The sequence below is a fragment of the Chryseolinea sp. T2 genome (genome assembly GCF_037203685.1).
In the GTDB taxonomy this organism is placed as follows: Bacteria; Bacteroidota; Bacteroidia; order Cytophagales; family Cyclobacteriaceae; genus Chryseolinea.
The window spans coordinates 1,028,504-1,047,804 of the sequence record NZ_JBBCAU010000002.1; the positions used below are offsets into that span (position 1 = coordinate 1,028,504).

Below are 19,301 nucleotides of genomic sequence, written 5' to 3' on the forward strand. Positions count from 1 at the left end.
ACTAAGGACTCAGGACTTCTTTCAGCCATTTACACCCATAAATATTCACTAACTATATTAGTTGATATACTAAATAAATTAGTATATTTGAGCCATGATCATCTGCCGATATGGCTTTAGCGAGAGCGGAAAAAGTTGCACAACTCAAGCAGGATATCCATCGGATGGAGGGTTTTCGGCCGGCACCAAACCCACTGATGAATACTGTTTTGGGACCATTAGAGGAGGCATTTCCTTCGGGGGCTTTTCCATTAGGTGTATTGCATGAATTTCTGGTGGATCGTGAACATCGCAAGAGTTCAATGGCTGCTTCGGTTGGCTTTATAGCAGCCATGGTTTCATCCATACTCTCTGGCAATGGTGTAATGCTGTGGGTTAGTGCAGAACGGAAGGTATTTCCACCATCCTTAATTGGATTCGGGGTAAAACCGGATCAGGTGATCTTTGTGGATATAAAAAAGGCACGCAATGTATTGTGGGCGACGGAAGAGGCATTGAAATGCAGTGCAGTTGCTGTTGTGGTTGCCGAGGTAGGAGGTTTGGATCTCACCATTTCAAGGAGGCTTCAATTGTCTGCTGAACAAAGTCAGGCAACGGGCTTCCTGATCAGAAATGATGCCCATCCAGGTATTACTTCCTCGGCTACCCGATGGCGGATTAGTCCGACATCAAGTATTCAGATCGACAGTTTACCAGGCGTCGGTCATCCCCGGTGGATAGTTGAATTGTTGAAGCTACGGGGAGGAATGGCCGGCAAATGGACCATTCAATACAGACATGGAAGATTTGAAGAAGTGAATGTGGATGAGCTGAGTATTGCAACTTCACTTCCGCAGACATCAAGAAGGGTTGGTTGATGAAGGTATGGGGGCACGTTATATTTCTGTCTGGTTTCCGCATTTGCGCACTGATTGGTTCGCCCTTGGCGATCCAACTTTTCACAACCGGCCCTTTGTACTGCGTACTACTGATCATGGACGGATGGTTATTAGTGCCACTAACATTCATGCTGAACGAAAAGGAATTCATAAAGGATTGGTGCTGGCAGATGCGCGGGCTATAGTGACTGATCTAGAAGCCATAGACGACATTCCGGATATTTCTGTCAGAATTCTTACTGAACTTGCTCAATGGTGTGTTCGGTTTACGCCAGTTGCAGCTGTTGATCCGGATGATGGCCTTTTATTGGAAGTTTCAGGTTGTGCGCACTTGTGGGGAGGAGAGCAATGTTACATGCATGCTATCGAGTCACGGTTGAATGCAAGAGGTTATGGCGTGCGATTGGGGATGGCGGATACTCCAATCGTTGCATGGGCAGTGGCCCGTTTTGAAACGGAAACACTCAGAGTTGAAACACATCAACTCAGGAATATACTCATGACGCTTCCTCCGGAGGCACTCAGAATCGAAACTGATGCTATTCAACGACTGCATAAACTCGGATTGCACCGGATTGCTCAGTTCATCAATATGCCGAGGAACGTTCTTCGACGAAGGTTTGGAAGAACATTGCTGGACCAGTTGGATAAAGCGCTCGGCGACCAGGTAGATGTAATAGTACCTGTAGTGTTACCGTCTCAGTACATAGAGAGATTGCCTTGTCTTGAACCGGTAGCCACAAGAGCAGGGATTGAATTTGCCCTGGAGGAATTACTGGTTGCCTTGTGTGGCAAGTTGCAAAGAGAGCAGAAGGGACTTCGTCAGGCAGTGTTCAAAGGTTATCGTGTTGATGGAGTGACTATTGAAACTAAGATCGGCACCCATCGTCCGACACATCATGTGGCGCATGTAAGGAAGTTGTTTGAGAACAAGATATCACAACTGGAGCCGGGGCTTGGCATTGAATTGTTTGAGCTTGAAGCAAAGGATATTGAGGATAATCCTGTTGAACAGGAACGTATTTGGGAGAAGAGCTCAGGACTCGATGATGAGAGATTGAATGAATTGGTTGATCGTTTACTCGATCGCGGTGGAATTGAAGTATCCAGATTTGTCGCTGCTGAGCACTACTGGCCAGAGCGGTCGTTCAAAAAGTCTGTTGATGTTTCAGAGAGTCCTGCTATAAGTTGGAGGACTGATGTACTTCGTCCCTCACACTTGCTTTCGCCACCCGAACTGATTGATGTAACGGCACCTATTCCGGATTATCCACCCATGCTGTTTGTGTATGAGGGGAAAATTCATCGCGTGGTGAAGGCGGATGGTCCTGAGAGAATTGAGCAGGAGTGGTGGCTGCAGCAAGGTCAGCATAGGGACTATTACATTCTGGAGGATGAAAATGGAGTCCGCTACTGGATCTTCCGTTTGGGACACTATCACGACAGCAACTACAAATGGTTTATTCACGGTTTTTTTGCCTAGGGGATGCGTTATACGGAGCTACAGGTCACGTCGAATTTCAGCTTTCTGAGAGGAGGCTCACATCCTGAGGAGCTGGTGAAGCAGGCTGTAGCTCTTGGTTACTCGTCTATTGCAATCACCGACAGAAATACTTTTGCGGGAATTGTGCGGGCGCATGTGGAAGCCCGGAAATCTGGGATCAGGCTAATACCCGGCTGCCGGCTTGATCTCATGAAGGGTCCGGCTTTACTGGCCTATCCACGTTCGAAAGAAGCTTATGCAAGCTTGTCGGCCCTGTTGACACGGGGCAACATGCGGGCTGAAAAAGGAAAATGTCATCTGCATTTTGAAGATGTTGTCGAATTCAGAAAAGGATCTCAGTTCATAGTCATTCCGCCGTCGTCGTTGAATGACTTGTATGAATTAGATCCCTTATTTGTAGCGGATCTCAGGAGGTATAAGGCAGCATTTGGAGATAGTCTTTATCTGGCCGTGTCACGCATGTATATCGGAAATGATGCAAAGCTTTTGCATCGGCTTCACAAGCTAAGCCAACTGGAGAAAGTTCCGGTGGTGGCTACAAACGACGTGCATTATCATCACCCGCTACGCCGTGAGTTGCAGGACGTGGTGACGTGCGTAAGAGAAAAATGCACCATTCAGAATGCGGGCTTCAAGTTGTGTCAGAATGCAGAGCGGTATCTGAAACCACATGAAGAGATGGTTCGGTTGTTTCAGCAGTATCCGAATGCTATTGAAATGACTTCAGTGATAGCGGAGAGTTGTCAGTTCTCTCTATCGGAGTTGAAGTATCAATACCCGAGCGAAGTAACGGGTAAGGGCGATCCGCAGGATGAGCTTACCCGCCTGGTATGGAAAGGAGCACATCGGATCTTTGGAAACGATGTTCCGGAGAAGGTTACAACAGCTATTCATCATGAGCTGACATTCATTGGTGAAATGAGTTACGCGGAATACTTTCTGACGGTGTATGACCTCGTTCGTTTTGCGCGCGACAGAAACATATTATGTCAGGGTAGGGGATCTGCAGCAAACTCTACTGTGTGTTATTGCCTTGGAATTACATCAGTCGATCCATCGAAATTTGAATTGTTGTTCGAGCGCTTCCTGTCTGCTGCTCGTAATGAACCACCGGACATTGATGTTGATTTTGAGCATGAGAGAAGAGAAGAGGTTATTCAATACATATATAAAAAGTATGGGCGGCACAGAGCGGCCATCGTTGCAACGGTAACACAGCAGCACCACAAGGGAGCAATACGCGACGTTGGAAAGGCTATGGGATTATCAGTGGATACCATCAACAGGCTTTCCTCATCGATGTGGGAGTTTTCAGATGAGTGGTTTGATTCAGAGACAATTGCAAAGCATGGTTTGAATCCGAATGACCAAACGCTGCGCAAAGTGCTGGAGCTGACGGCGCAGTTCATTGGATTTCCGCGGCAATTGGGTCAGCATACAGGCGGCTTTGTTATTACTGAAGGACAACTTTCTGATCTGTGCCCGATAATCAATGCCCGAATGGAAGACAGAACCAACATTGAGTGGAACAAGGATGACATCGAGGCATTGGGCTTTCTGAAAATTGATGTGCTTGGATTGGGAATGCTCACATGTATCAGGAAGGCGTTCACCCTGGCCAAAGATCACTATGGGCTTAACCTAACCCTGGCGAACATTCCGCAGGACGATCAGGCGGTTTATGATATGGTGAGTCATGCCGATACCATTGGCGTATTTCAGATTGAAAGCAGGGCTCAGCAATCAATGCTTCCAAGGTTAAGGCCAAAATGCTTTTATGATCTGGTGATTGAAGTTGCAATTGTGCGTCCGGGACCGATCCAGGGCGATATGGTTCATCCGTATTTGCGTAGACGCAACGGCGAAGAACCTGTAGAGTATCCATCACCGGAGCTTGAATTGATTCTGAAAAGGACGCTTGGTGTTCCTTTGTTTCAGGAACAGGCGATGAAGATTGCCATCGTTGGTGCTGGATTTACGGGTGCCGAAGCTGATGAACTGCGCAGGAGCATGGCCACCTTTAAGGCAAAGGGAATGGTTTCGTCGTTTGAGGAAAAACTGATTAATGGAATGCTTAAGAACGGGTACACCGAGGAATATGCCCGCAAGGTGTTCCGACAGTTGGAAGGATTCGGAAGTTATGGATTCCCTGAGAGTCACGCGGTAAGTTTCGCTCTGCTGGTTTACGTTTCATCATGGCTGAAATGTTATTATCCAGATGTGTTTGCCTGTGCACTTCTCAATAGCCTGCCCATGGGATTCTATCAGCCTGCGCAGATTGTTATAGACGCACAGAAACATGGTGTGGAAGTGCTTCCGGCCGACGTGAATCTGAGTAACTGGGATAACGCGCTTGAAGAGAAGAAGGGAAAATTTTGCATGCTGCGCCTTGGCTTCAGACAGATCAAGGGAATGAGTGAAGCCGATGCACAGCTGATAGAATCGTGCCGGGGACAAGGCTTCACGACCATTCAGAACCTAAGGGCTAATGGAATCAGCGATGCAACGCTGGAGCTATTGGCTGATGCTGACGCGTTCCGTTCAATCGGACTTGACAGAAGGCAGGCACTGTGGCAGGTATCCGTGAAAGAGAAGCCAACACCAGTCTTTCGTGCAGGCGAAAACAACTCCAATGATGAGCATATTCATGCATTGCCTAAGATGTCTTTATCAGAACACGTCCTGCATGATTATGCCTCGACATCATTGTCGCTAAAGGCCCATCCGGTGAGTTTCGTTCGCGGTCAATTGCAGAGCCTTGGTGTCGTTCGATCAAAAGATCTCTCTCAAATGAAGGATGGCGATCGTGTTAAAGTTGCAGGACTGGTACTGGTTCGCCAGCGACCGGGAACAGCGAGCGGCATTTGTTTCATCACTATTGAAGATGAGGCTGGCTGCACTAATCTCGTAGTGTTTGAAAAGCTGTTTAATCAGTTCAGACCTGAAATATTGCAGTCGTCATTGCTCATGGTGGAGGGCAAACTGCAGATTGAAGGAGAGGTGATCCATGTAATAGTGAGCCGGTGCTTCAACTACTCAGGACTGCTGCGTCAAATGACCAGGGACGGAAGGGAAGATTTGAACACAGCACCGCTTTCACGTGCCGAAGAGAGGAGTGCCACTTCAGATGTTCGGTCCCAGAGCAAACCGGAATTCATACAGGGAAAGATTTTTCCTGAGGGAAGAAACTTCAAATAGTTGGGGAGAAACTTCAGGTATAGATACTACGCCCAGGCCTTTGAGTTGGTGTTTCAATACCGGCCTTCACTTTAACGCAGACCTGTTCGACGAATCCCTGATGATCAATTCATGTTTCAGCACCAAAGTGGTTAGACTTGATGCCGGCGATTTGTGAATGGCATTGATGAGCGTAGTCGCTGCAATCTGTCCCATTTCATTGCCAGGGTAATTCACGGTGGTGAGCCTGGGTCTTGCTATCCAGGAGATTGGATCGTTGTTAAAGCCAACGACAGCTACGTCGTGAGGAACCCTGATCCCTGCTTCCTGTAAAGTCTGCATGCATGCAACGGCAGACGAATCACTAGCGGCAAAAACGCCATCGGGACGCGGATGCATCTCCAGTATCTTTCTGGCGGCATCTATGCCGGTTTGTTCGCTGAGAACATCGGTGTGCACATACTTATCCGAAAAGGCTATCCCTTTGTCGGAGAGTGCAAGCTTATACCCCTTGAGGCGATCGGCATAAACGTTCCTTTTCAGACTTCCGCCTACATACATAATCCGTTTACAACCCTGGTCAATCAAATGCATCACCGCATCGTACCCCGCCTGCACATTGTCTATAACTATGTTGGTGCAGTCAGGATGAGAAAATACCCTGTCAAAGAAAATTACAGGGATCTTCTTTCGCAGCAGAGATTCAAAGTGCTGGATGCGGTCGGTATTGGAGGCTAGTGAAACAAGAAGTCCATCAACCCTGCTGTTGAACATGGTAGTGGCGCTGGCGATTTCCTTGTCATAGTCTTCCTGTGACTGACTGATAATTAGATTGTATCCCTTGCTGTTGACAACATGCTCCACACCGGCGATCACGGACGACATAAAGGCGCTATTTATCCTTGGAATAATAATACCGATGGTGTTGGTCTTCCTGGATCGAAGGTTACTGGCAAACGTATTGTTCTGATAGCCCAACTTTGCAGCCATCTCCTTAATGCGTTTCTTCGTTTCCTTCTTGATGGCCGGATGATCTTTCAGGCCCCTGCTTACAGTGGCAGGAGATATGTCGAGTTTTTCGGCAATGTCGTATATCGTAATGTCTTTGTGCTCTTGCATGTGGGAATGCTTAGGAGGGCTTGGGTAAAACTAACAAAAAAATCTACCGCATCTTGGTCATTCTTTGCAATCGGTTGAATTTTTCTTAGTTTGTCATCATAAGCACTTACACCCATGAATAAAATCGGTATGCCGGGAGCAAAGGCCATCCTTTTGTCAGTTCCCCTGTTGTCCCTGAGCTTTTCTTCCTTCGACATCCAGGCACAATCAAACAACAAATCTGATCTCTTTCAGGGTAAGAAACCTATATCACAACCTTTGGTGTCAGATCAGTATAGTGCCGACCCTTCGGCCCATGTTTTTAATGGGAAGATTTACATCTATCCATCACATGATATTGATGCCGGCGTTAAGGAGAATGACAATGGTGATCATTTCGATATGCGCGATTACCATGTGTATTCGCTGGATGCTCCCGGTGGTAAAGTGAAAGACCATGGTGTTGCCCTTGATAAGAAGAATGTTCCGTGGGCAGGTAAACAACTTTGGGCGCCCGACGCTGCATTCAGTAATGGAAGCTATTACCTCTATTTTCCTGCAAAAGACAAGGAAGGCGTATTCAAAATCGGTGTGGCAAAAAGTAAGTCGCCTTCAGGTCCTTTCGTTGCTGAAGCATCTCCTATTGAAGGAAGTTATAGCATTGATCCCTGCGTATTTAAGGATGACGACGGAAGCCATTACATGTATTTCGGTGGAATCTGGGGCGGCCAGTTGCAACGATGGAAGGGTGGAAGCTATGACGAGAGTGGTGCCGAGCCCGTAGATGATCAGCCGGCGATCAAGCCACGAATGGCTAAGCTTGATGGGTCTATGACAAAGTTCTCGGAGCCCGTTAAAGAGATATCGATTGTTGATGAATCGGGAAAGGACCTTCTGCGTGGCGACAACACAAGGCGGTTCTTTGAGGCAGCCTGGGTGCACAAGTACAATGGAAAATACTACTTGTCGTACTCAACTGGCGACACCCATCTCATCTGTTATGCAATCGGGGATAGTCCGTACGGGCCGTTTACATATAAAGGCGTGATTCTTAAACCAGTGCTCGGATGGACCAATCACCATTCCATAGTTGAATTCAAAGGCAAGTGGTATTTGTTTTACCACGACAGTGAATTGTCGGGCGGAAAGACCCATCTGAGAAATATCAAGATGACAGAGCTGAAGTACAATTCAGACGGCTCGATCCAAACGATCGAACCTTATGTGAATTAACAGCACATCTACCATTTGGGTCTTATGCCTGGTGCATAAGGGAACTGAAGACTTTCATAATATTCCAGAGTCTGATCTGCGGCTTCTACACCGGAAGGGAGAGGCATGCGCGAGAATTGTTGAAAGTAAAGCAGGCAGGAGTTCCGCCACCAGCGTGCTTCCTTAAGTTGAATTGCCAGCAGCTTTGAAACGTGGGCGTGTGTATCGGCATCGATCTTTCCGCTTAACGATTCCCATTGGCTTTTCATCCATGCCACAGTGTCAACACCCTGCTGATAGTGATAGCACATCTCATCCCACAGCGTGCGTCCCGATTTCATACGCTTGTTCCAGGCGACGTGGTGAAACCAGAGCAGGTATTGCTCCGGGCACGTTTCAGGATTGTTGAAGATTTCTCTCACCTGAGGTGCATACTGTTCGAGAGCATTGCTGCCGCTCTGAGAGCGATTGAATCCAACGCCAAGTGAATCTGCGCGATGATAGTAAACCGCTGTCCAGTCGGCGCGGGGCTTGTTGCTGATCCAGGGTCCGGGGCCGTAATGATGGTCCCAGCCCATGATGTGATGCAGTCCCAGTGGCGTCATGTAGTTGACAGCTGCTTCGCGTGAAGCCATCATGATGGAGGTAACTGTACTGACCACCTGCGGATCGTTGCTGAGGGTCATGCGCACCCATTCTTCAGCAATGGAAAGAGGCGATAACTGATGGTCCCAGGCGAGTCTTCCGAAGGCATACCAGTTGGCCTGCGCGACAGGATGGCCGCACCAGTTACGATCGGTGCCGATGTTGGCAACGCCTGCCATACCCGTCATCTGATGATTGAAGAGCGAGCCATCAACCACGCCTGAAACAGGTGATGAGTTGCCTTTGACGAATGTGTTGGCATCGAGAGTTTCTTTGAATAGCGGTCCCTGATAGAACAGGTGTGTGGCGAAGCCGAGGTACTCCTGTGTAATTTGAAATTCGGGGAGAATGGCTGTCGAGGGCATCGAACCAAACAGAGGGTGGAAAGGCTCGCGGGGCTGAAAGTCGAGTGGACCATTCTTTACCTGCACCATTACATTTGGGAGAAACTTGCCATCGAGGGGTTTGAATTCATTATAGGCCTGCTTGGTGCGATCAACCGGCACTTTATTGTCGTAGACGAACGCACGCCACATAACGATACCGTTGTGAGGCTTCAACGCCTGAGCAAGCATGTTTGCTCCATCGGCGTGAGTGCGTTCGTAGTTCTGAGGACCAGGCTGACCCTCAGAGTTCGCCTTTACTGTGAAGCCACCAAAATCGGGAACGTAAGTATAGATCTCATCGATCTTTGCACGCCACCATTGCTGAACCTTTTCATCCAACGGATCCGCTGTGGGTAATTTTCCAATTTCTATGGGGGCACTGAATCGCGCAGTAAGATATACTTTGATCCCATATGGACGGAAGATGTCGGCAAGTGCCTTTACTTTTTGCAGATACTGTGGTGTTAATATGAGCGCGTTGGCATTCACGTTGGTGAGCACCGTTGCATTGATGCCAATGGAGGCATTGGCACGTGCGTAGTCATAGTAGCGGGGGTCGATGTAGTCCGGTAGCTTGTGCCAGTCCCAGATGGAAAAGCCAGCATAGCCACGCTCTACCGTACGGTCGAGATTGTCCCAGTGATTCAGTACCCTCACTTTTGTTCGCGGTGAGCTTTTGATGTCGGAGAGATTGTTACCTGTCCGTAGAAGTCGCAGGAAGTGAAATGCACCGTAGAGCATGCCTTGTTCAGTCGAACCAACGACCACCCAAGATCGTTTTCCATAAACGGTTGTTGATTTAATGATGAATCCGTCGGCGGCCAACCCGGCCAGCTCAGACGCGAGACCTGACAGCAATGGCGACTGCGTTGTGCCAAACACAACCTGTTGTTGAGTGGTTGGGGACCTAAGCTCAGCCACGCGATTGCCCAGCATCACAGGCAATGCCCGGTTCAACTCATCCCTAACGATGTTTGCCGTTGGTGACTGACTGGTAATGAACCAACCCTTGATCGCGCTTCTATAGGTATCTGCTGTTGATGCAGGAAGAGGAGAGTAGCGCAGCCATAGATCGTAGCCATCGTGCGCCTCGCAATTAACATGCAGAATTGTCAACAGAAAGCAGACGAGCGCAAAGCGTAGTTGTTTTTGGTGATTCGACACGCGGGAGAATACTATAATGCTCGACTTAAGAGGTACGGGATAGTGAAAGTAATTACGCATGGATGGCAAATTATGCAATCGGATGCAATAAACAGAGTGAGGAACAGTGTGGGAGTGAAATAGAGTGACGACTGATCAGCAATTCAGAGAAAGCAATTCAGAGTAGGAATAGATGGGGATAAAACGGGAGCAGAGGGACGAAAAAGGTGAAAGCAAAGGTGCAGAAACTGCTTCTGCATTAAGGCTTTAGCAAAGATCTTAAGTCAGAGATAGCTCGTGCGCTGTCCTGAAGGGTAACCGTGCCCGCTCGGGGCCGGTCGAGATCGATGATGAAATAAATGACGCTCGCAATAAGTACGCAGAATCCTACGGCCATAAACCAGTCGAACTTTCCTTCCCCAACAGAAGTATGGCCCGCTACAAAGGCGGAAGAAAGGCAGAGTATGAAAAGCATGGAAAGAATAGACGCCGGCGTGCGGTTATATTCCGACCAGAATCTTGAATTGGCAATGTCAAACATCTGATTCAGCGCCGGGACCATTTGATTGGAAGCGACCAGGTTTGAAGGGATGCGTGAGTTGGAAGTGGCAATATGCCAAAGGGAGTCGGCGGCCGTTTGAGATAATACTAGCGCTTCCCTGATCTTTGCGGTGTCGGTGCCGGCGTCAAAATAAGAAATCCGTGCTTCGAGGTAATCGGCAAAATACTTGCGGAAGCCGGGCTGTACAGAATCGGCATAGAGTTGCAGCCTGAGTGTCGCAGTGCCAATGGCATTGGCTTCTTCGACGATGATGGTTCGTCGCTGGCGGAAACGGTCGCCCGACATGCCGAATGTAAAGGCAAGTAATAATCCCAGCAATGCATAGAGCGACGTGACCATCGCTGCATTGCCGGGATTCTTGGTGTGGTCGGAGGTGATCCTGTCTTTCGACAGAACCCGTCCGAGCACAATGAAACTGATCATCAGCAAAAAAAGAATGAATGCCAGCAACGCTGTATCAATTGAATAGTAGAATGATAAGTACATATCGTTGCTTATTCTCTTTGTCCTGCTTGATTTATCTGTTTTGAGCTGCTACCTCTTTTGTTTTGAAGCCATCACAAGCTGACCATAAGATGGGATCTGGTTCATGATCTGCGCCCTGATTTGTGTCAGCATGTAGATCTCGGCCTGATAAAACTGGAAGGCAAGAACTGAATTTGTTGCAGTCTTGATCTTCTTGTAATAAGTCTCCAGTTCTTTCTCCTGGTCCATGCGGTTAGCAAAATATTTAGTTGCCAGCGAATCAGCAGTAGTCGGAGTCATCTTCGCGTAGGCCATCGCTGTACGCTCATAAAGTTGAATCCTGTTCTTTGCTTCTTTCTTGTTGATCACCTGATATTCGTCATAGAGCTTCCAGAATGCTACAGAGTCTTTTTTCTCTACGGCAACAAGTTGCCTGATGGCTTCTTTCTTTTGAACGCCAAGGAGGTTGATGATGGCTTCAGCTTCGGCATCGCTTGTTTGTGCATATCCGGTGAAGGAAATGCACAGGCCCATGACAAGCGCAATGATTATTTTGGATTTCATTTGGGTTGGAGTAAGGTGTGGTTCTTAACTATTTGGCAGTCTTAGGATACTTCATAAAGATCGCCGTTACAGCAGACTTGATGTTAGCTTCCTTTTTCTCAGGTTTCACATTTTCATTCAGCGTCTTCGTGCCGCGACCCTGCCATACGATCTTCTCTGTGCCGCGATCTACAAGGCTGATGAAAAGCGTACCCTTGGTGTACTTGTTGTAATCAACATAAGTAGTACCACCTCCCCAGCCGTAACCGTATCCCCAGCGACCGTAGCCGCCAGTGTTGGTTGCCGTTGCAGTCATTTCTTCTTCAGTCTTAATGAATACATCGGCCAGAACATCCGGTGATGAATCAGACTTCGTGTAGCCTCTCTTAGCCATTTCAGCGTCAATGGCGCCAAGGATTCTGTCGCGATCAAGGCTGTTTATCTCAGGAAGTTTCTGAGTGTGTTCGGTGTAAGCATAAGTTTTGTATTTCGAAAAGTCAGCAGACTTGTCGTAGTCAAAACTTGTTGTTACAGACGAGCATGCTGCAATAGCAAATAGGAATAGAGCGTAATAAAAAACTTTCATAGGATTGGATGTTAGAGTTTAAGTCACTGTTAAGGTTTTACATTTTACATTTAGAGTTTTACATTTTACATTTTTGCTCACATCTGAAGTTAGTTCTGCTTTGAGTTTAACCGCAGAATGTAAAATTCTAAATGTAAAATGTAAAAGTGTTCGTCAAGTCTGAGTTGTTATTCTCCGCCCGGAGACAACTTGATTGCCAGTCCTCCTCCTAAGCCAAATTGATAAAGTGTCGAATATGTGCTTACGCCTGCGCCTGCACCGCCAGTACCAAAGTACAAGCCTCCGCCGGCACCTTGTACTGCAGAGAGGACATAGGCCTGCAATTTTAAGCCGACGCGGTCAGATAGCCAGATGTTGGTTCCAAGGCGTGCACCCCAGGCGAACTTCGTTGCACTGGACGCTTCACTTCCCTGTGGATTCTTGTTGTTGAATATAGCCATACCCAGCAAAAGACCACCATAGGGTTCAATCTTTTCATTGTTGACCATCAGATATCGCATGCCCCCGAGCATAATGTAGTTAACGCCGAGATCGATAGTCCTATCGCGAACGCCGGCGAGGTATATAGGTGCCTTAGTGTCGAGGCGGTAATACGATAACTCCGCTCCATAGTCGTCTCTGATTCCAAGCTCGAGTCCGGCGCCCCACATAAAGCCGCCTTTAATCTTACCATTAACATAAACATTGCTGGAATAGTACGTATCAAACTTGTCATCGAATACATAGGCACCATAGCCGTTCAGCCTGATATCCTTTTGCGCATGCGCTGCTATCACGAGCAGCGATAGGGCCAGGGTGTAAAATAGTTTTTTCATGGTTGGTTTGTTTTGTCTTCTGCTTTATCGGATAAAGTATTTTATTTCAGTTTTGTGTTATCAGTTCAAGCCACAAGCTTCTAAGCCATAACTCATTTGTTGGTTTGCTGCGTGTTTTCAACAGCACTCTTTTTATTCTTCTTTTCTTTCTTGTCCTTTTTATCGCTGGTACCACATCCGCCGAGACAGGCAAAAGGTGGAGTGAAGAGCATAACACCCAGCTCAAAGCCAGCACCGTTATTACCTCGGAACTCCTGTCCATACGTAATGGCGAACACTGCATATGGAGTCGGCTCCCATCGCAATCCTATCTTATATTCCGGTATTGCTGGTGCCTGGCCTTCAGCCCCAAATACTTCGCCTACAATTGATCCCTCCGTTCCAAAGGGGTACCAGGCAAGACGCGTAGCATAGGTAAACGACCATGCAGTTGTTTTTTCATCGCCGTAATTTATTGTCGCGCTTGTGCCGGGCATGATATCCCATGAGAACTTGTTGTTGCTAAACGGAATGGTTATGGGCACATTCATCCAGTATGTCTTGAATGCATCTTTCACGCGATCCTCTCCATCCATGTAACCAGGGAACATACCAGTGCCCGCCTTAACTGCCGCTCCTCCAGTCTCCGACTCATTCTCATAAAACATGTACTTCATGTAAAATGATGAGGAATAGCCATCATTGGTGAGTGGATTATTGTCGTTGTTGTAGAGGTAGGCAGCGATAGTGAACTCCCATCGCGGAAACAGTGAATAGGTGTTCATGATCATTGAATTCCGCTGGCCAACCGTTGGAATGATGGTTATCGTGCCGTGCTTCTTTGAAAGCCAGCTGTCTGAACTGAATTGTTGCGCATAGCCGTTGATAAATGTCGATATCGTAAAGAAGAACACAGCAATAGTTCTCCCGGGCAACGATACCACAGAGCATTCCATTCGAAATGAATCGATGAGTACGGATTTGAAATATTTGCCAACAGCCTCGTTCTTCATCCAATATTGGTTACATGACCGTTAACTGCAATCTGCTTTCAAAGAACGATGTGGTGCCTCTCAGGCCGAACCTGTCGAAAATACCATAACCGTAGGTAAATTCCATACGGATGATCCTCGAAAGATACCAGTTAACCATGGGGGTGATACGCCAAAACTGGCCTCCCTTAATATCGCCGTCATTTACGTTAAATGTTGATGCGCGCAGTACGGCCTCAAATTCGCCCCATCCACCTTTAAAAACAGATTTCCGCACGGTAGTAAAACCATAAATGCTTCCATCAGTTTTGTAAGGGCGCGATGTACCGGTCAGGAAATAACTGAGCACCACATCGCCTCCATAGAAGCTGTGGTCTTGGCTATTCTTAGAATGAAAGTTGTGAACCATCCCCTCGGAACCGACCGTGAATCGTTTATTGCTATAGTAAATCTCATAGCCCAGATGATTCGATCGGTCGGCAGCAAAGGTTCCCGAAGTGAGAAGAAAGGGTGTCGGGTTTGATTCAGGACGCGATTTGATCGCGAACTGTCCATCATTGGGTTTGCCGTATCTAAGGTTGGCGGCGATGTGCAGAAGTCGACTGTTCTCTTTGTCGTAAATAGGCATGAAACCAATCCGTGCTACATACTGCCATTCGAAAGTACTGAAGCCCTGTCCCTTTGAAATTGCGTCATTGAACGCGCCGAGATTCCAAAATATGCGAGTTTTGGGCTCAAAGCCGAACCATTTGATCCCATCACCAAGAATGGGAATCGGATCGAGGGCCATTTGTCTTTCGTTTCCCCATGACGAATGGCCATTCATGACTTTCACCAAAGAAAAACCCTCCTTGGTACGGCCGATGAAAATGTGCCCCCATAGCTCGGGTACACCAATTGTGAATCCGGATTCTCTCACAAGCCAGGCATTCGCTGAGCCATCATACATGAACGCAAATTTCCAGGCCAGCGTGCGTTTGGTCCTGAATACACCGCTGCCCAATATCCGAAAGTCGCGGACCTTTGTTGTCGCATTGAGCTTGACGTTCAATGAATCCATTTGCTGTTTAAAAACGGCGTTTGGATTATACGCAGTACCATCGTAAATAAAACCCAGCCCTATCCGGAATGTTGAAAATGGTGCAGCGATTTCCTGTGGTGATACTACTTCAGGCCTGCGCGTGTTTATTGAATCCGGTGTTGGCACCGTAAGATCAAGTCCATCGCTTCCGTTGGGTACCACTTTCTCAACAGGCTTTGCCTCCTGCGCATGCATGCATATAACCACACTGGTCATAAGCAAAAGAACGAGAGGCAATCTAAGGATACGCATTGGTGCTTTTTCGTTTTCAGATGACGGGTTACATCAAAGGGCTACCTTCCGGCGGCCCTTTGATTTGATTATGAATTAATATTGGTAATACAATTTCTGAATCTCTGCGGGTTTGCGTGGCTTCAGTAATGCGACAGAAAGCAGAATTCGAGCTTTCTGTGGGTTAAGATCATACGAGGCAACAAGACCAAGCTGATCATCGTTTACTTCGACGTTGCGATCCACGTTTCCTGTGGTTACCCGCGAGCTTCTCACAACAATGACGCCTGCCTTGGCTGCTCTTGCACATGCATCAAGCGAAACTTTGTTCATGTTACCGTTCCCCACACCTGCGATCACAATGCCTTTTGCGCCCAACTTCACCGAAGCGTCAATAAGATCAGGCGACATATCAGCATCTGCGTAGATAATGTCAACACGTGGAAGCTTGGTCACGCCGGTAACATCGAACTCGCTCTTTGCACCATACAGATTATGAGGATAGCGATAGTATTCATTCTTGCCATAAGCAGACGTTCCAATAAGCCCGCGAATAGGCGACATGAAAGTCTGAACAGCCGTAGTGCTCACCTTCGTTAAAGTCTGAGCTGAGTGGATCCAGTCGTTCATGACGAGCAGGACGCCACGGTTCTTTGCATTGGGATCAGCGGCAACTGCAACTGCATTGTAGAGATTCAAAGGTCCATCTGCGCTTACCGCTGTAGAAGGCCTCATTGAACCCACAAGGACAACAGGCTTGTCGGTCTTAACAACCAGGTTCAGGAAGTACGCTGTCTCTTCCATGGTGTCAGTACCGTGCGTGATCACGATACCGTCGCAGTCTGCAGTAGCGGCAAGTTCCCCGATACGCTTGGCAAGCTTCAGCATGATCTCGAACGACATGTCCTGTGAACCGACGTTGGAAATTTGCTCGCCTTTGATAGTGGCTAATTTGGTAATGTCTGGCACGGCATTAACCATCGCATCGATGGTTACCTGTCCGGAAGTATATCCGGATTGAACGCCACTGCCCGCTGCGCCGGCAATGGTTCCACCTGTGGCTAGAATAACAACGTTGGCTTTCTTCTGCGCAACAGCAGAGAAGCTCACGACGATCAATGCAATGGCAATGATCCTCGCAAATAGGGGAGAAGGTTTCATAACTGGTAGGTGTTAATTAGGTTGATTGGTTGGGTGTGTTTATAGATAGCTTTAAGTGCTATGCATTACTTTGGAGAAGTCATCGTTGCCGGGTCCATAACCTTCTTAATCTGTTCCTCGGTGAGCAACTTCTTCTCGCGGATAAGCTCCAGGATGCCCTTGTTTGTGGCGAGCGCTTCCTTCGCTAACTCTGTTGTCTTATCGTAACCAAGCACGGGATTGAGTGCCGTTACGATCCCTACGCTTCTGTTCATGTAGTGCTCAAGCACTGACTTGTTAACGGTGATTCCTTCAATGCAATTCTTCTGGAACAACGGCACGCATTTGAAGAAGAGTCCCTGCGACTCCATGATGGCAATGGCAACAACGGGCTCATAGGCATTCAACTGCAGCAAACCTGAATGGGATGCAATGCTTACTGTAGCATCGTTACCGATGACTTTAAAGCAAACTTCGTTCATAACCTCCGGCATAACAGGGTTCACTTTGCCGGGCATGATCGAAGATCCTGGCTGCAAGGCCGGAAGATTGATCTCAAACACTCCGGCCCGTGGGCCGGAAGCGAGGAAGATAAGATCGCTGCAGATTTTTGACAACGTGATACCGAGACTCTTCAATGCTGAGCTATAAACGACATAGTCCTGCATGCTGCTGGTGGCGGCAATAAGGTCCTTGCTCATGACGATTGGCTTTCCGGTAATCTTCGCCAGTTGCACAGCTACTTTCTCCGCGTATCCAGGTGATGCCGTGATACCTGTTCCAATGGCAGTGGCACCCATGTTCTGATTACAGAGAAAATGTTCGACGCGCTTTAAAGCATCGATTTCCGCGTCGAGCTGATTGCCAAAGGCATGGAATTCCTGCCCGACAGTCATTGGCACCGCGTCCTGACCTTCGGTGCGTCCCATCTTCAATATGCTTTTGAATTCGTCGCCTTTCTTATGGAAAGCCGAAGACAGATCCTGAAGCACTTTAATCAACTTATCATTATGTAACAACAACGCAATCTTGATCGAAGTAGGGTACGTGTCGTTCGTTGACTGACCCATGTTCAGATCATCGTGTGGTTCGATGAACTGATATTCACCCTTCTTGTGGCCGCTCAGTTCGAGCGCAATGTTGGCCAGCACTTCATTGGCATTCATGTTTGCCGAAGTACCAGCACCTCCCTGCATCATGTCGACCAGGAACTGATCGTGGTATTTCCCGTCCATCACGGCTTGACAGGCTTTTTCAATAGCCGCCAGCTTCTCAGGCTTCATTCTTCCTACTTCCGTGTTCGCCCGTGCGGCCGCCAGTTTTACGATGGCAAATGCCTTCACGTAGTCGGGATAGAACTTCGTAGGCACGCCGCTGATTGGAAAGTTTTCCAATGCGCGCGCTGTTTGAACGCCATAGTAGGCATTCGCCGGAATCTGCTTGTCACCGAGCAAATCGTGCTCGGTACGAGTCTGCTGGGCAAAACCAACAGAGCAAAAGAATGACAGCACGGCTGCTCCTGCAAGCCGTGAATGGTTAACGGGTTTCATATGGGTGTTTTTAGGTGTCTCCTGTTGTAGCGCTTCTTAGTGGAACGCGAAACCAACATTCAGGGTGAAGTACGACTGAGTGGAGTCGAAATCACCAGCTTTGAAGCCGTTCAAATACTTCAGATTAACCAACACTCCTACGTTATCAGCAGCCTGAAGACGCAGACCTACTTCCGGCTGAAGTACGAAAGGCCAGCCTTCCTCCTCCAGCGTATAGAGGTTCATGTCAGTATTCCGACGGGCATACATAGTACCAACTCCCAGTGCTACATACGGGCAGAGGAACTCATCAGGACTAAACAGATAAGTTCCCGTTGCCAGCATCGGCACATTGTTGCTGTAGCGATATTGCTTGCCGGTGAGGGTAGCATTATCAACCGTGTAGCTGTCACTTCCCTTTTCTTCATAGAAAGTATTCCATCCAAGGTTAAAGCCGATGGCAATGTTTGGTTGTACCGCATAGCGATAGTCAAAGGTGATACCTCTGAAGCTTGCCTTCTTGATGAAGTCACCCATGTCGCCGGTGCCAAATCCGATCGAGTACGCGAAGTCCACGTAACTGTTCTGCGCCTTGCTGAAGGTTACAGCGGCAACAGCTATGGTCAATGTGAGGATAAGTCGTTTCATGATCGTTAAAAAGTTATTTGGTTGTCAGATAAGGTGATTGTTTGAAAGCCTGATCGATCGATTTCAATACGCGTGAAATGTCGTAGGCGTAATTCACGAGTCCGTTTCCTGCGCTTACCCATACCGTTTGTGAGCGATTGATGGGACTGTTTTCCGCGGAGTGAGGATCTGTAAGCGTTATGATCATGGAGCCGGTTGTATAGCTGCTGATGGTGTAATAGGGTGGGTAGTACCAGCCCCATCCGCAACCATAGTAGCATCCATACCACCAGTCATACCAGTAGCTGTAGAAATAGGTAGTTGATGAAAGAGCTGCAGGAGTAAGCAGCAGGTCAGGATCGGTGTCGCCATTAAGCGGTATACGATCATATCCGAGCGCCGTCATGTTATCATCAATTTTGTCGAAGATCTGGTCGGCGAATTTGTCGGGCATGTACTCGTACGTAGTGTCACCATTGTCGATCTTAACGTCCATTACAATCTTGTCCGGCCGGGCATACGTATCCTTATCAGAGAAGGTATACTTTTCATCGTGCGTTGTATAAACCACGTCGGTGTCTTCAACATATTCTGGTCCCTGCGGATAGCATCCCGCCAGCAACAGCACCAGGGAGGCTTTTAAAAAGTGTTTCATGGTTTTTTTGTTTTAGAAGTTGATTTATGGTTAAAGCTATTGTTCATGGTTAT

General features: G+C 47.8%; 16 protein-coding genes. 4 read left to right on the plus strand and 12 right to left on the minus strand.

Features of this window, described 5'->3' with window-relative positions; all coding sequences use genetic code 11:
- The first annotated feature begins 110 nt into the window (after positions 1-110).
- Genes WBG78_RS08995 through WBG78_RS09005 form a run of 3 tightly spaced genes read left to right on the plus strand, consistent with a single transcriptional unit; the run spans position 111 to position 5,580 of the window.
- Complete coding sequence (locus tag WBG78_RS08995; protein ID WP_337326072.1) at positions 111-857, plus strand: ImuA family protein; 747 nt, start codon at positions 111-113, stop codon at positions 855-857.
- A gap of 7 nt (positions 858-864) precedes the next feature.
- Complete coding sequence (locus WBG78_RS09000; RefSeq protein ID WP_337326073.1) at positions 865-2,361, plus strand: Y-family DNA polymerase; 1,497 nt, start codon at positions 865-867, stop codon at positions 2,359-2,361.
- Between the two features lie 3 nt (positions 2,362-2,364).
- The gene (locus tag WBG78_RS09005) at positions 2,365-5,580 is read left to right on the plus strand and encodes an error-prone DNA polymerase (RefSeq protein ID WP_337326074.1); all 3,216 of its coding nucleotides are present in this window, start codon (positions 2,365-2,367) and stop codon (positions 5,578-5,580) included.
- A gap of 66 nt (positions 5,581-5,646) precedes the next feature.
- Here WBG78_RS09005 and WBG78_RS09010 read toward each other — a convergent pair whose 3' ends face one another.
- Positions 5,647-6,678 (minus strand): LacI family DNA-binding transcriptional regulator, encoded by a 1,032-nt coding sequence (locus tag WBG78_RS09010; protein WP_337326075.1) that lies wholly within the window; start codon positions 6,676-6,678, stop codon positions 5,647-5,649.
- Between the two features lie 114 nt (positions 6,679-6,792).
- Between WBG78_RS09010 and WBG78_RS09015 the strand changes: the two genes are divergently transcribed.
- Positions 6,793-7,890, plus strand: coding sequence for a glycoside hydrolase family 43 protein (locus WBG78_RS09015; RefSeq protein WP_337326076.1), 1,098 nt, complete (start codon positions 6,793-6,795; stop codon positions 7,888-7,890).
- Positions 7,891-7,898: 8 nt separating this feature from the next.
- Here the strand turns inward: WBG78_RS09015 and WBG78_RS09020 are convergent, their stop codons facing one another.
- The 11 genes from WBG78_RS09020 to WBG78_RS09070 form a co-directional block, all read right to left on the minus strand.
- Positions 7,899-10,124 (minus strand): alpha-glucuronidase family glycosyl hydrolase, encoded by a 2,226-nt coding sequence (locus WBG78_RS09020; RefSeq protein ID WP_337326077.1) that lies wholly within the window; start codon positions 10,122-10,124, stop codon positions 7,899-7,901.
- Between the two features lie 178 nt (positions 10,125-10,302).
- The gene (locus tag WBG78_RS09025; protein ID WP_337326078.1) at positions 10,303-11,091 is read right to left on the minus strand and encodes a bestrophin-like domain; all 789 of its coding nucleotides are present in this window, start codon (positions 11,089-11,091) and stop codon (positions 10,303-10,305) included.
- A gap of 48 nt (positions 11,092-11,139) precedes the next feature.
- Positions 11,140-11,634 (minus strand): hypothetical protein, encoded by a 495-nt coding sequence (locus tag WBG78_RS09030; protein WP_337326079.1) that lies wholly within the window; start codon positions 11,632-11,634, stop codon positions 11,140-11,142.
- Positions 11,635-11,662: 28 nt separating this feature from the next.
- The gene (locus WBG78_RS09035; protein ID WP_337326080.1) at positions 11,663-12,199 is read right to left on the minus strand and encodes a DUF4136 domain-containing protein; all 537 of its coding nucleotides are present in this window, start codon (positions 12,197-12,199) and stop codon (positions 11,663-11,665) included.
- 167 nt (positions 12,200-12,366) lie between these two features.
- The gene (locus tag WBG78_RS09040) at positions 12,367-13,014 is read right to left on the minus strand and encodes a porin family protein (protein ID WP_337326081.1); all 648 of its coding nucleotides are present in this window, start codon (positions 13,012-13,014) and stop codon (positions 12,367-12,369) included.
- A 92-nt stretch (positions 13,015-13,106) separates the two neighbouring features.
- The gene (locus WBG78_RS09045; protein WP_337326082.1) at positions 13,107-14,006 is read right to left on the minus strand and encodes a hypothetical protein; all 900 of its coding nucleotides are present in this window, start codon (positions 14,004-14,006) and stop codon (positions 13,107-13,109) included.
- Positions 14,007-14,016: 10 nt separating this feature from the next.
- Positions 14,017-15,318, minus strand: a complete 1,302-nt coding sequence (locus tag WBG78_RS09050) for an OprO/OprP family phosphate-selective porin (RefSeq protein ID WP_337326083.1) — start codon at positions 15,316-15,318, stop codon at positions 14,017-14,019.
- 75 nt (positions 15,319-15,393) lie between these two features.
- Positions 15,394-16,458, minus strand: coding sequence for a type II asparaginase (locus WBG78_RS09055; RefSeq protein ID WP_337326084.1), 1,065 nt, complete (start codon positions 16,456-16,458; stop codon positions 15,394-15,396).
- A 65-nt stretch (positions 16,459-16,523) separates the two neighbouring features.
- Positions 16,524-17,987, minus strand: coding sequence for an aspartate ammonia-lyase (locus tag WBG78_RS09060; RefSeq protein WP_337326085.1), 1,464 nt, complete (start codon positions 17,985-17,987; stop codon positions 16,524-16,526).
- Between the two features lie 36 nt (positions 17,988-18,023).
- A complete protein-coding gene (locus tag WBG78_RS09065) occupies positions 18,024-18,614 on the minus strand; it encodes an outer membrane beta-barrel protein (protein WP_337326086.1) in 591 nt (196 codons plus the stop codon).
- Between the two features lie 13 nt (positions 18,615-18,627).
- Positions 18,628-19,248 (minus strand): DUF4136 domain-containing protein, encoded by a 621-nt coding sequence (locus WBG78_RS09070; protein WP_337326087.1) that lies wholly within the window; start codon positions 19,246-19,248, stop codon positions 18,628-18,630.
- Between the last annotated feature and the right edge of the window lie 53 nt (positions 19,249-19,301).